Source organism: Acinetobacter sp. UBA1297 (assembly GCF_002307755.1).
GTDB lineage: Bacteria > Pseudomonadota > Gammaproteobacteria > Pseudomonadales > Moraxellaceae > Acinetobacter > Acinetobacter radioresistens.
The window spans coordinates 43,083-57,623 of record NZ_DBUF01000017.1 but is presented as its reverse complement, the minus strand read 5'-3'; the positions used below and the strand labels follow the sequence as shown (position 1 = coordinate 57,623).

Below are 14,541 nucleotides of genomic sequence, written 5' to 3'. Positions count from 1 at the left end.
ATGAAATCTGTGAATCAAACACAAAAAGTTCCTGCTCTATACCAGAGCGCTGCTTGGAAAAATGCCTTTATTAAACTGCTCCCACAGCACATGATTAAAAATCCGGTAATGGCAGTGGTATGGCTGGGAACCTTGATTACATTGTTCAGTACAGTGTTCGGACAGACCCAGCTGTTTTTTGGGATGGCTGTTACTTTTATTCTTTTTATTACGGTCTTATTTGCCAATTATGCAGAAGCTGTAGCAGAGGCCAAAGGACGCGGGCAGGCAGCTTCCCTGCGGCAAGCTCGTCAGAACCTCACGGCCCGACGTTTAAAAACCTTGCAGGATAAGGACGGCGAACAGATTGCTGCTACCGTACTGGCTCTAAATGATTTAATAGAAATCCGGGCAGGGGAGCTGATTCCTGCAGACGGTGAAATTGTGTATGGTTTTGCCACGATTAATGAAGCTGCGGTTACTGGCGAATCTGCACCCGTACTGCGTGAAGCAGGGACGGACCGTTCTGGTGTGATCGGAGGAACCAAAGTTCTGACTGACCGCATTATTGTACAGGTCACTGCTGAAACTGGACATAGTTTCCTGGACCGGATGATTGCACTGGTTGAGGGCTCAAACCGCCAGAAAACTCCCAATGAGATTGCTCTGGGGATTTTATTGACGGTTATGACCCTAACCTTTGTGCTGGTGGTAGCAACCCTGCCAGTCATAGCCGGATCTCTGGGTATTACTCTTGATCCGATTGTACTGGTGGCCTTACTGGTCTGCCTGATTCCGACAACGATTGGCGGTTTATTGCCTGCCATTGGTATTGCTGGCATGAACCGCGCATTAAAAGCCAATCTGATTGCCAAATCTGGCAAGGCGGTTGAAGTAGCGGGAGATGTCGATGTGCTATTACTGGATAAAACCGGAACCATTACTTATGGAGACCGTCAGGCAACTGCATTTTATCCACTAACTGGCGTAACACCATCTGAGCTACGTCAGGCAGCAGTATTAACATCATTTGCTGACCCTACACCAGAAGGTAAATCTGTGGTGTCTCTGGCAAAAGAACTGGGCGAGCATGTGCACCAGCCAGAACAGGCCGAATTTATTGCTTTCAATGCCGCCAGCCGTATTTCTGGGATTAATCTGGAAACTGGCCAGCAAGTCCGCAAAGGAGCCATAGATGCAATCTTGAAATTTACCTCTCAGTCTCTTGAAAATAATCCTGAACTGAAAACACGGGTAGAGCAGGTAGCCTCCAAAGGTGCAACGCCACTGGTAGTCAGTTTAAACCAGAATATTCTTGGAGTGATTGAACTGTCTGATGTGGTCAAACCCAGCATTAAAGAAAAATTTGCACGCCTGAGAGAGATGGGAATCAGGACCGTTATGATTACCGGTGATAATCCTCTGACTGCGGCTGCAATTGCAGCTGAAGCTGGCGTAGATGACTATATCGCCGAGGCTAAACCAGAAGACAAACTGGCCTGTATTCGCCGCGAGCAGCAAAATGGTCATCTTGTGGCAATGGTAGGGGATGGTACTAATGATGCACCGGCATTGGCACAAGCCGACATTGGTCTGGCTATGAATTCTGGAACTCAGGCTGCTAAAGAGGCCGGTAATATGGTAGATCTGGATTCAGATCCGACCAAACTGCTGGCAGTGGTTGAGATTGGGAAACAGCAGCTAATTACCCGCGGTGCATTGACAACTTTCTCGCTGGCAAATGACATCTCTAAATACTTTGCAATATTACCGGCTTTATTTGTATTGGCTATTCCACAAATGCAAGTACTCAATGTCATGCAACTCGCCAGTTCGGAAAATGCCATTCTTTCTGCACTGATCTTTAATGCCATTATTATTCCATTACTGATTCCACTAGCATTGCGCGGTGTCAAATTTACGCCTTCCACTTCAACTCAGCTATTACGCCGAAATATGCTGATTTATGGCGTGGGGGGAGTCATATTGCCTTTTGTTGCTATTAAGGGCATTGACCTGATTGTCAGCCTGATTATGGGTGTTTAAGGAGAATCATATGCAAATATTAACTCAGCCTGTTACACAGCCAGCCATGAGTGCTTTAATCAGGCCAGCAATCGGTTTAAGCCTGTTCGCCTTAGTAGTATGCGGGTTTGGTTATAGTGCGATTGCAACAAAGATCGGACAAGCAATTTTTCCAGAGCAGGCTCATGGCAGCCTGATTAAATATGAAGGCAAGGTTGTTGGTTCTAAACTGGTGGCGCAGCCTTTTACTGCTCCTTCTTATTTCCATTCACGGCCATCAGTGGCCAATTATGACCCCATGGCGCTGGCGGGGAGTAATTTGGCCAGAACCAATCCCGAACTTCAGAAAGTGATCGCTGAACGTATTGTTCAGGTTGCCAGCCTTGAAGCAATTCAGCCAGATCAGATCCCTAAAGATCTGGTCACTGCTTCAGGAAGCGGGATTGACCCTGAAATTAGCGTACAGGCAGCTCTCATACAGGTAAAGCGTATTGCTGAACAGCATAGTATGCCTGAACAGCAGGTGAGGGAACTTGTCCTTAAATACGCCCAGCAGCCAACATTTGGAGTGTTAGGTTCAAACCGGGTAAATGTACTGGAGTTGAATCTTGCACTTGATCAGCTAAAACGAAAATAAGTTTTCAAGATTTCATTTATACTGAAATATGCACGTTCAGGATCATCAATACCTTGCTCAAGAGATAGATGATCCTCTGTTTTAAGAATGAAAAATGACAAATATACAAACAAATAAGGCCGATATACTGTTACAGCAGGTCAAGCGTCATCAGACGGGGCACATGACAATTTTTCTGGGCGCAGCACCAGGAGTGGGAAAAACTTTTGCCATGCTGTCACGTGCGCATGAGCTATATGGACAGGGCCAGAATGTAGCAATTGGTTATATTGAAACTCATGGGCGTCCGGAAACTGAGGAGCTGGTTGCCGGCCTGCCTGTGATTCCAAGAAAGATAGTTGAATACAAAAACCATAATCTTGAAGAGATGGATCTGGACAGTATTTTACAGATCCATCCAGACATTGTACTGGTAGATGAATTGGCGCACCAGAATATACCCGGGAGCCGCCATAAAAAACGCTGGCAGGATATTAATGAGCTTCTTGATGCCGGTATCGATGTTTTTACCACCATGAATATTCAGCATCTGGAAAGCTTGAACGATGTCATATTCCAGATTACGGGAATACGGGTAAAAGAAACCGTACCAGATCAGATTTTTGAGCGTATCCGTGATATACGCCTCATCGACTTGCCGGTAAATGAGCTGCTAGAGCGCTTAAATCAGGGTAAAGTTTATGTACCTGATCAGGCGGCGCATGCCTTAAAAAGCTTTTTTAATATTGCCAACCTGACAGCATTACGTGAACTGGCCATACAGACGGTGGCCCATCATATTGATATAGACGCACGGGAGCAGTTTGATGTAAAGGGTCTTTCGCTAACGCCCCTGAATAATCATGTGTTAATCATGATTCAGGGTAACCAGAACTCTGAAGCATTGGTACGGATAGGAAGCCGTATTGCCGAACGCCGTAATGCAAAATGGACTGTAGCCGCATTTTTAACTACAGCATCCGGTCATAACCCGATCTCATTTGAAACTCACAGTACAGGCAGGGAAATTGAGCGGGCGCTTCATCTGGCACGGCAGCTAGGGGGAATGACTGATATTTTATATGGAAAAAACTATGCAGGGTCACTGTATAATTTTGCCTGTGAACGGGGAATTTCAACACTGGTACTAGAACAGGAAAGTCGGCCGCTATTTTACAGCTGGTTAAGGCCGCCCTTAGCCCATCAGCTGTTAAAATATCAACCCGCATTTGAACTGAGTATTGTTCCGGTTCAGCAAGGTAAGCCGCAAGCCTACCGTTTTAACAGGCAAAATTATGTCTTAAATTTAAAAGAACTGATTTTTGTACTGATCACAACGATAACTAGTATTCTGATTGCAAAACTAAGTGTGCAATACTTAAAAGTTGAAGAGCTATCACTGATTTTTATTACTGCGGTTATTTTTGTTGCAGCCAATACCCGAATGACTGCTGCCATGCTTGCAGCTATTCTTTTTTTCTTTGCCTATAACTTTTTCTTTATTCCACCGACATTAACTTTCCAGATTTCGGCTCATAAAAGTGTGGTCACTGTAGTGGCGTTTCTGGCAGCAGCACTTATTGCGGGCCGTTTGGCATCACGCTTGCGTGAACAGGTGGTCGCCCTAAGATCGGCAAACAGCTATAACAGTATTATGCAGGATTTGGGGCAGAAACTCTCTGTTGCGGTTGACCTGCAGCAAGTAATTGAAATCGGACAGAACAGTCTGGAAAAAAGTTTAAATGTTCAGGTCTGGTTTAAGCTGAGTGATGAAACAGCATTAAGCTCAGATGAAAATCTGCTGACCGAAAAAGAAAAAATTTCGGCAAACTGGACATTGAAGAATCACCAGCCTTCCGGGCGTTTTACCCAGACTTTGAGTGAAAGTGCTTGGTGGTTTCTGCCTTTATTGGCTTCGAAAGAATGTATAGGTGTTATCGGGCTCAATATTTCAGAAAATCAGAGGGAAATGAATATTGAACAAAGACGTCTGGCTGAAGCTATGGTGGAATATATTACCCAAGCTATTACCAGGACGCAGCTCAGCAAGGAACTGGAATATGCCAATATCAGCTCTGAAACTGAAAAACTTCGTTCAGCTTTACTTTCTTCGGTGTCTCACGACCTGCGCTCACCTTTGGCTGCTATGATAGGAGCAGCAGATACCATTGCTACTTACAAGTCTACTATGACCGAAGAAGACCAGCTTACTTTACTCGAGACCATAGGGCTGGAAGGAGAACGTCTAGACCGTTATATACAGAATTTGCTGGACATGACCCGACTGGGCTATCAGGGGTTGAAACTGACGCGTGACTGGATTGAGGTCAATGAACTGGTGGATACAGCAACCAGACGCTTAAAACGTTATAAACCTGTAGTTGAATTTAATATTCAACGCCTGCCGCAAGAGCTGAAAATTTATGTACATCCTGCGCTGATTGAACAGGCATTATTTAATGTGCTGGAAAATGCTGCCAAATTTAATCCTGAAGATCAGCCAATTGATATTATTCTTTCACAACCTGATACCGCACATATCCAGTTTGATATTAGTGACCAAGGTAAAGGTATCGATATTGCTGACCGAGAAAAAATTTTTGATATGTTCTATACCATGCATGGCGACCGTAATCCTACTGGGACAGGCTTGGGACTGGCGATTGTTAAAGCCATTATCTCCGCACATATAGGAAGTATTAAGGCGCAGATTGGTCTCAAAAATAAAGGTACCAATATTCAGATTGTTTTACCTGTTCATATTTCACAAGATTAAAAGGCAATAACTGTGAATATACACCCAGCAGAAACCAGAATCGTAGTGATTGATGATGAGCCGCAAATCCGGAAATTTTTAGGAATCGCATTAAGGTCGGAGGGCTACCAGACCCAGCTATTTGGCACCGCTATGCAGGGACTGGAATATCTCTCTTCCCAAAGTGCGCAACTGGTTATTCTGGATCTGGGCCTCCCTGATCTGGATGGTCAGGACATATTGAAAGAACTCAGGTCCTGGAGTGAAATTCCAGTTATTGTGCTGTCGGTACGCTCAGATGAACAAGAAAAGGTGACCTTGCTGGATGCCGGAGCCAATGACTATGTAACCAAACCGTTTAGCGTTCAAGAGCTCATGGCCAGGATACGTGTGGTCTTGAGGAGCAGGCTAAACCAGACTGAAACCCATGACTATGACGATGGTTATCTAAAAATCAATTTTGTACAGAGACAGACCTATATCAACAGCCAGGCGGTTGCTCTTACCCGAAAAGAATTTCATCTGCTCTCATTACTGGCTAGAAATCGGGGGCAGTTACTGACTCAACCACAAATTTTAAAGGAGCTATGGGGACCTACCCATCAGGAAGATACACATTATCTTAGAATACTGGTGGCTAAGCTTAGAAATAAACTAGGCGAAGATGCAATTCATCCTCAATATATTATCACTGAACCTGGGGTTGGGCTGCGTTTTCTGGGCAAATAAAATTTCTCAGCACTTATTTTTTAATTAGCTGAATTTTATTTATATAAATAAAAAGCTAATAGGTATATTAGCTTTTTAAACTTGATATTTGGAGTATTAACTATAATTAAAATTAAATATCCCAGTTTTGTTCGGTTTCAGTAATCTGGTTATAAACATTATAATATTCAGCAGATTTTACTGTACACCATACCTCTATAAATTCTTTACCTAAATATTTTTTTAATACCGGATTGTTCTTAAGAAGATTTAATGCCTCGAGCTGATACTTGGGTAAATTAATATGCTCATGTTTTGATTTCGCAAGATGGACTGGCTGCGGAGTATCTAACTGGTGTTCTAAACCATGTAAGGTAGCAATCAGTATGACAGCAATAGCCAGATAAGGATTACAGTCTGCGCCAGCTACACGGTATTCTAGACGCTGATTTTCCTGATCGGAGCAAGGTATACGGATGGCAACATTGCGGTTATTAATTCCCCAGTTTGCTTCCAGTGAAACATGATGACCAAGTGTAAATCTGCGGTAGGAATTAATGTTGGGGGCTAATATAGCCATTGATGCAGGCATTAGCTGAATCATGCCACTAATCGTTTTTAACAACATTTTTGATGGTGTGGACAGATCATTTGAGCTAAACAGATTTTGCATGGAAGCATTGCACAAGCTCATATGAAAGTGCATACCGCTACCCGCTTTTAGCAGGGTGGGCTTGGCAAGAAAGCTGGCATGCAGCTGATGTTTTCTGGCCACCTGCTTGATAATACGTTTTAACGCCATGATTTGATCGCATAACCGTAAAATATTCGAAGTATGCTGAATATTGATTTCATACTGACCAGAGGCCGCTTCTGCAACAATACCGATCATTTCAATAGATTGTAAACGTGCAATCTGCTCTACTTCTTCAAGTACATACTGATAGTCGTCAGGCGTATTCAGGTCAAAACACTGACTTGATAAAACCTCATCTTCCCCATCTGCATTTTGCTTGTAGAGATAGAACTCGAGCTCAGCCGACATCACCGGATAATAGTCCTGCTGATGAAGCTGAGCGATAATATGGCTTAAAAGATTGCGGGGTTCATATTTACAGCCCTCACCATTTTCATCTTGCATGGTCAGATAAAGCTGTGCATGTGTCTCAGGCTGAATAGCGCAAGGTTGTAATGTACCGGAAATCGGTATGCAGAGCATATCAGGCTCACCGATTGACTTTCCGAGACCTGTTTCCTCAACCACTTTGCCATCTAGATCCATAGCATAGACAGACAAGGGAAAATAGCAGCCTTTATAAATCTTCTTCAAACTTTGAACATCAATCTGTTTGCCACGGACATGTCCGTTCAGATCATGCAGGCAGATATCAATATGTCGGGTAAGGGGATATTGGCTTAAATATTCATTGACTTCGCTGGAAAATAAATCTTCTGGATGATCAATATTTAAATATTCTGGTCTCTTGTTGAGTAAATTCTCTTTAATTTTAATAAAAGGATTTAGATCTTTTTCTTGGGTTGGAACGCTAATACTACTCATGCTTAGAACCTTTTTTATAAGGATAAGAAAATAGTAGATGAGTACAAAAAATTATTACGTAAAGAGTTCGTAATTTTTTAGATTGTAAGCGTTTAAAAATAATAAATTCATTTTTTTATATAATTCTATTGATGTAATTAAATAATTTATTTATATAAGGAATTAAAGCGTAGATATCATTTTTACTATAAAAAAGTATATGTTTTAATTAAATCAAATATAAAAATAATTACCTTAAAATACATTTAAGATCTGAAAATCTCTATTGGGATAGCTAGAAGTTCTATCCTCACTACTGCTTAATAAAAAAACAGGATGGATTGTGATCCAGCTCATCTCGGTTGATAATAATATTTTAATGCCCGGATGACTGAAGATGAAGATCGTAGCAGATGAGAATCTTGCTTTTACAGACTACTTTTTTTCAGATTTTGCTGAAATTGACCATCGTGCTGGCCGTAGCCTCATGCATGAGGATGTGAAGGATGCGGATGCTTTACTGGTACGTTCTGTAACACGTGTCAATCAGCAGCTTATTGAAAATACAAAATTAAAATTTGTTGGTAGTGCTACAATCGGAACAGATCATCTGGATATTCCTGCTTTAGAAAAGCAGCAGATTAGCTGGTCAAATGCAGCGGGCTGTAATGCACAGGCCGTTGCTGAATATGTAATTACGGCATTGCTGTATTTAAAACCAGAGTTACTGGATGCTGGAAAACAGTTTACCTTGGGGATTATTGGTCTGGGTAATGTCGGTTCACGGCTGGCTTATATGGCAGAACTGCTAGACTGGCAAGTAATCGGTTATGATCCTCTGGTTAATCACTTGGCGGTTACACAGGTTCCATTGCACGAGTTGCTGGTTTCAGCGGACGCAGTTTCTCTCCATGTACCATTAACTAAAACAGGGCATTATCCTACTCATCATTTAATTAATGCCGAAACTTTGGCTCTTATGAAAACTCAGGCAATTCTGGTGAACTCGGCAAGAGGACCAGTTATTGAAGAGCAGTCTTTAATCCATGATATACAAACCACACATCGTCTGGTGGTATTGGATGTATTTGAACATGAACCCGTGATCTCTGAAGAGCTCCTAAAATGGGTAAGGCTGGTTACACCGCATATTGCTGGTTATAGTCTGGAAGGAAAAGCCAGAGGGACACAAATGATTTATGAAGCTTTCTGTGAAAAATTTGGTTTTATGGCCAGCAAGACTTTTATAAGCCAGTTACCCGTATGCGAACAATATTTTACTGAACAGACAGATATTAAAACTGTTCTCAAAACTTGTCTCGGCAAAATTTATGATATAGCGCGAGATGACCAAAATTTACGTGCCTGTCTAAAGAACGGCAGGATTGATCAGCAGGCTTTTGATCACTTGCGTAAGACTTACCCACTGCGCCGTGAATGGTCTGCGCATGGGGGGCCTCAGGCATGAAACATAGTTATCAGCCCACCTGTACATTAGAAGTAATGCGGGCACGTGCTACCATGTACACCCAGATTCGTCAGTTCTTCGCTGAACGGAATGTGCTGGAAGTTGAAACACCTGTACTTTCACAGGCTGGAGTCACTGATGTACATCTTGCGTCTGTATCAGCGCAGCGCCATGTAGAAGGGAAGTTGCAGATACATTATTTGCAGACATCGCCCGAGTTTGCCATGAAGCGGCTGTTGGCGAGTGGAAGCGGTCCGATTTACCAGATCTGCAAGGTGTTTCGTGATGATGAGCATGGCCGCAAACATAATAGTGAATTTACCATGCTGGAATGGTACCGGCCAGGTTTTAGTCTTCTTGATTTGATGCATGAAACCACAGCGCTTTTAAATATATGTCTGGCGCAACGTTTTGGTGAAATGCGCCCGGTGGTAATAAGTTATAAATATGCATTTCAAGATCATCTGGATATTAATCCATTACAAGCTTCTGTAAAAAACCTGAAAGATACTGCCAACCGTTTAGGCATAAACCTGGATTTAGGTGATGACCGGCTTGCCTATATTGATCTGCTATTCTCACATTTCGTCGAGCCAAGTTTAGGCTTTGATGCACCCGTATTTCTTACCGATTTTCCACCAGAGCTAGCTTCTCTGGCCAAAGTGAAAACTGATGAGGATGGGGAACAGGTAGCGGCCCGTTTTGAGCTTTATATTGAAGGACTGGAATTGGCTAATGCCTATGATGAGCTAATTGATAGCAAAGTGTTGCGGGAACGCTTTGAAGCTGACAATACAGAACGAGGTACACTTGGCCTACCTATCATGCCAATAGATGAAAATTTATTGTCCGCTCTACAGTATATGCCGGAATGTTCAGGAATTGCCTTGGGAATTGATCGCTTATTAATGATAGCAACCCGACAGATGCGGCTGGAAAATGTCATTACATTTCCTGCACAGATTGCTTGAGTTTAAAACAAAAAAACCGCTCGAAAAAGCGGTTTTTTTATGAGCAAAGGCAATTAGTCTTGCTGAATGCCTGCAACTACCCAGTCTTGCTGAGAACCAGCAGGTTTAACAAAATGCCAGGTTTCAGAGAAAGGTTGTGGCAGACTGTTTAAGTCTTCACTCACTGTACCTGTAAACCGTACACTGACCACATACTGGCCATTCTCAGTTCCACTGTCGACTACCATAGCATTTAGGTTACTGAATTCGGCAACATCTTGGTCCTGATTGGCCATAATGTCACTACGCATTGCATTATAAAGTTCCGGAGTTAAATAACGACGGATCTCTTCAATATTACTCGCCGTATTCATTGACTGAATATGGTTGAAACGTTGACGCGCAATACGCAAGAATGCTGCCGGTTCAGTGCCATCTGGTAACTGTTGGCCACTATTCGTGTAAGCCGTACCAAATGGCGCATTATTTGCCGTGTTCGCTGCAGTTGAACTGCCGCCAACTGACTGACCGAAAATATTGGTATTGTCTTGAGTACGCGGTGCTGCATTATGCTGGCCAAATGGTGATGGATTTGGTCCAGCTGAGTTTGGTGCATACGGATTGTTAGTAGCTAGTTTTTTTTTTGCTCCGAATTTACGGAATACAAAAAATGCAACTGCGGCTGCAAGCAAAACCCAGAGCCAGCCAGGAATACCGCCTTTCTCTTGTTCAGCCTGTTGCTGTGCAGCCAGTTCCTGATCATTTGCCGCTGTCTGTGCATTTGGGTTGGTATTGTTGTCATCTGCTAAAGCATTCGCTGCTACTGCACCTACTGCAGCACCTGCTACACCTGCAGCAACCATTGAACCTACACCCGGACCAGAACGCTGAGGCGCAGTTGCAGGCTGTTGAACCGGAGCTGCCTGACGAGGCTGTTGATAAGACTGGGTAGGTGCCGCAGAACGTGACATACCCATACTCTTACCACCGCCGGCACGTTTTGCTTCAGCCAAAGGTGACATAACCAAGGCCGCCATTAAAATACCGGCCATCAAGCCACGCTGGTGTACTTCCATCAAAATTTCCTATATCTAAACGATTTCGATATGTTATTTATGCCGGCTTTTATATAGAAATTCAATGCTAGATCGGTATTTTTTCAAATTAAATGATTACCATATATTAAGACAGTTCATCACTCAGCTGTAGCGCTTCGCTTAAAGCCTCATGTAACCGGGCCACCGCAATCACCTGAACACCAGGTACCGGTTTCTGTGGTGCATTGGCTCGAGGTAAAATTACGTACTTAAACCCATGTTTGGCTGCTTCTTTAAGACGCTCCTGACCATTGGGAACTGGACGGATTTCCCCAGACAAGCCGACTTCGCCAAATACAGCCAGTTGTTGGGGAAGAGCTTTACCACGTAAACTCGACGCACATGCCAGAAGTACTGCCAGGTCAGAACCTGTTTCAGTAATTTTTAAACCGCCCACTACATTCACATAAACATCCTGTCCCGAAGTTTGTACACCGCCGTGCCTGTGCATTACTGCCAGCAGCATATTTAAACGGTTCTGCTCGAGACCCAGAGCAACCCGCCGTGGCTGCCCATGAGCGTCGTCGACCAAAGCCTGTACCTCGACCAATAAAGGTCGGGTGCCCTCACGGCTAATCATAACAATTGATCCAGGAATAGCTTCATCGTAACGGCTCAAGAAAATTGCAGAGGGGTTGGCTACTTCCCGCAGGCCTTTATCTGTCATCCCGAATACGCCCAGCTCATTGACAGCACCGAAACGGTTTTTGACTGCACGAATCATGCGGTAACGTGAATCTGACTGACCTTCAAAATACAGTACGCAGTCGACCATATGTTCAAGTACACGAGGCCCGGCCAATGCGCCTTCTTTAGTCACATGACCAACCAAAAATAATGCTGTTCCACTATTTTTAGCAAAACGAGTCAATAAGGCAGCTGATTCACGGATTTGCGAGACACCGCCTGGGGCAGACTGCAAGGTCTCAGTGTATAAAGTTTGGATAGAATCAAGAATGGCAACCGCCGGGCGCTCATGGGCAAGAACTTCACAAATTCTTTCAACACATGTTTCAGCCATAACCTTTAGCCGGTCAGTCGGCAGGTCTAGACGCTGAGCGCGTAACGCAACCTGCGAAAGTGATTCTTCACCTGTAACGTAGAGCGCAGCGCTGTTCGCACTTGCCATGTGCGTCGCGGTCTGTAACAAAATAGTAGATTTTCCAATACCCGGATCACCACCGATCAGGACGACAGAGCCTGTAACCAGACCCCCACCGAGGACTCGGTCGAACTCACCAATACCAGTCGGCAGGCGCGTTTCATGAGAGACCGAGACCTTGTTTAAAGTCGTGATATTGGCAGCTTGTCCGGCATAGCCGCCTCCTAAATTCGGTTTGGCACGGTGACTCACGGCAGGTTCTACCACAACTTCTGTCAGGCTGTTCCATTCGCCACATTCTGAGCATTGACCTGCCCATTTTGAATGGTCTGCTCCACACTGTTCGCAGCGATAAACCGTTTTTGCTTTAGCCATAATCGAAATATATAACCTTTGGAAAAGGGTTCTATTGTAGAGATAAAGCTGCTGAAACGGAAAGCTTCGTACATATAGAACGTTAGATCATGTCGTCAGAAAGCAATTTATATATTCTTCAGAACTATAAGGATTCTACCCAAGTGGGGCACAAAGAAGTTGTCTTATAGGATGTCTGGCAATAGGAGTGTTTGATATACGAAATAGCAGTAAATTTTTCCCATCATTATGTTAGGAAAAACACAATAATTAGTCGAAGTGATTTAAAGTTATTTTTTAATGAAAATACAAGGATAATTTATATATAACTATTTAATTAATATAGTAAATTTAAAAAAAGACTATTAAATATTATATGAAATTTAAACTATATGAAAAAATAAAATCAATTCTTTGGTTAATTAATGTTCAAAAGAATGTTGCCGAGTGAAAAATAATTTTTGTTTTAGATGAGTTTTGAGCTAAGTTTGTTGCAAAATGTTTTAAGAAGAAATCAAAAATGTCTAACCAAATGCATAGCTCTATTCCAGAAGAGGAGGGAGAGCTAAAACGGAGTTTATCGAACCGTCACCTGCAGCTGATCGCCATTGGCGGTGCTATTGGTACCGGTTTATTCATGGGATCAGGGAAAACGATCAGTTTGGCAGGACCATCCATTTTATTCATTTATATGATCATCGGGGTAATGGTCTTTTTAGTGATGCGTGCATTAGGAGAACTGCTACTTTCTAATCTGCACTATAAATCATTTATTGATTTTTCTGCTGATCTGATCGGTCCTTGGGCAGGTTATTTTGTTGGCTGGACTTACTGGCTATGCTGGATCACTATAGGGATTGCTGATTTATCCGCAATTATTTACTACCTGCAATTCTTTAATAATGGCCTACCTTTTACACCATTAGAAGGTGTATTGATCAGTATTGCGTCAATTGTCTTTATTATGGGGCTGAATCTGGTTACCGTAAAACTGTTTGGCGAGATGGAATTCTGGTTTGCCCTGATCAAGATTATTGCCATTGTAGTACTGATTGCCGTAGGTCTGTGGATGATCTTTACTGGCTTTACTTCAACAGCAGGTGAAGTAGCTTCCTTTACTAACTTGTGGTCACATGATGGTCTATTCCCCACAGGGATGAGCGGTTTCCTGGCAGGCTTCCAGATTGCAATTTTTGCCTTTGTTGGCGTGGAGCTGGTCGGTACAACAGCTGCTGAAACTAAAGACCCGGAGCGTAATTTACCTAAAGCGGTTAATTCAATTCCAATACGGATTATTATTTTCTATGTGCTGGCGCTATTGATTGTCATGTCAGTTACTCCTTGGAATAAGATTGATCCTAATATCAGCCCGTTTGTAAACCTGTTCAGTCAAGCAGGCGTAGCAGCAGCTGCAATTATTATGAACCTCGTAGTGCTGTCTTCGGTCATGTCATCAATGAACAGTGGTGTGTTTTCAACCAGCCGGATGCTATTTGGCCTGTCCCGTGAAGCTCAGGCACCACGCTGGTTTGGTAAACTGACATCACGCGCTATTCCGGCAAATGCCTTGTATTTCTCAGCTGTCTGTCTGTTGTTGGGAGCTGCTCTACAGTATTTTGTTCCAAACGCAGTTCAGGCATTTACGCTGGCAACAACCTTGTCAACTATTCTGTTCATCTGTGTCTGGATCATCATTATGTGGAGTTATATTAACTACCGCAAACAGCGTCCGGAATTGCATGCCAAGTCAATTTTCAAATTGCCAGGTGGAGTATTTACCTGCTGGGTGGTCATTATTTTCTTTATTGGGATGGTTTATGTATTGTCCTTGGAAGCAGATACATTCCAGGCGCTCAAGGTTAGCCCGTTGTGGCTGATTATTCTGGCCATTGGCTACTTCTTTACTAAAAGCAAGAAATCATAATTTGCAGTAACTGTTAAAAAACG

General features: G+C 43.1%; 10 protein-coding genes. 7 read left to right on the top strand and 3 right to left on the bottom strand.

The genetic code is table 11. The features are described 5' to 3' along the window. From kdpB to B3R63_RS07935, 4 genes are all read left to right on the top strand, one after another. Entirely contained in the window at window positions 1-2,025 is a 2,025-nt protein-coding gene (gene kdpB, locus B3R63_RS07950; protein ID WP_286729619.1) for a potassium-transporting ATPase subunit KdpB, read from the top strand. A 10-nt stretch (window positions 2,026-2,035) separates the two neighbouring features. Beyond that, window positions 2,036-2,641, top strand: a complete 606-nt coding sequence (gene kdpC / locus B3R63_RS07945; protein WP_286729617.1) for a potassium-transporting ATPase subunit KdpC — start codon at window positions 2,036-2,038, stop codon at window positions 2,639-2,641. Between the two features lie 94 nt (window positions 2,642-2,735). After that, window positions 2,736-5,396: a sensor histidine kinase gene (locus B3R63_RS07940; protein WP_286729615.1), complete on the top strand. Its 2,661-nt coding sequence runs from the start codon at window positions 2,736-2,738 to the stop codon at window positions 5,394-5,396. Between the two features lie 12 nt (window positions 5,397-5,408). Further along, complete coding sequence (locus B3R63_RS07935) at window positions 5,409-6,104, top strand: response regulator (RefSeq protein WP_005019225.1); 696 nt, start codon at window positions 5,409-5,411, stop codon at window positions 6,102-6,104. 112 nt (window positions 6,105-6,216) lie between these two features. Here the strand turns inward: B3R63_RS07935 and B3R63_RS07930 are convergent, their stop codons facing one another. Beyond that, entirely contained in the window at window positions 6,217-7,644 is a 1,428-nt protein-coding gene (locus B3R63_RS07930) for a glutamine synthetase family protein (RefSeq protein ID WP_248087269.1), read from the bottom strand. 376 nt (window positions 7,645-8,020) lie between these two features. On the opposite strand from B3R63_RS07930, the gene B3R63_RS07925 reads away from it, so the two are divergent. Together B3R63_RS07925 and epmA are read left to right on the top strand one after the other, a co-directional pair. After that, entirely contained in the window at window positions 8,021-9,091 is a 1,071-nt protein-coding gene (locus B3R63_RS07925; protein ID WP_286729611.1) for a 4-phosphoerythronate dehydrogenase, read from the top strand. Further along, complete coding sequence (gene epmA, locus B3R63_RS07920) at window positions 9,088-10,062, top strand: EF-P lysine aminoacylase EpmA (protein ID WP_286729608.1); 975 nt, start codon at window positions 9,088-9,090, stop codon at window positions 10,060-10,062. The genes B3R63_RS07925 and epmA overlap by 4 nt, the downstream gene beginning before the upstream one ends. 53 nt (window positions 10,063-10,115) lie before the next feature. On the opposite strand, the gene B3R63_RS07915 is transcribed toward epmA, so the two are convergent. Next, window positions 10,116-11,117 carry a Tim44 domain-containing protein gene (locus B3R63_RS07915; RefSeq protein ID WP_286729606.1) on the bottom strand — a complete coding sequence of 334 codons (1,002 nt, stop codon included), beginning with the start codon at window positions 11,115-11,117 and terminating at the stop codon, window positions 10,116-10,118. Window positions 11,118-11,223: 106 nt separating this feature from the next. Continuing rightward, window positions 11,224-12,615, bottom strand: coding sequence for a DNA repair protein RadA (gene radA / locus B3R63_RS07910; RefSeq protein ID WP_017400839.1), 1,392 nt, complete (start codon window positions 12,613-12,615; stop codon window positions 11,224-11,226). A 499-nt stretch (window positions 12,616-13,114) separates the two neighbouring features. On the opposite strand from radA, the gene B3R63_RS07905 reads away from it, so the two are divergent. Beyond that, window positions 13,115-14,518: an amino acid permease gene (locus B3R63_RS07905; RefSeq protein WP_005019232.1), complete on the top strand. Its 1,404-nt coding sequence runs from the start codon at window positions 13,115-13,117 to the stop codon at window positions 14,516-14,518. Window positions 14,519-14,541: the final 23 nt, after the last annotated feature.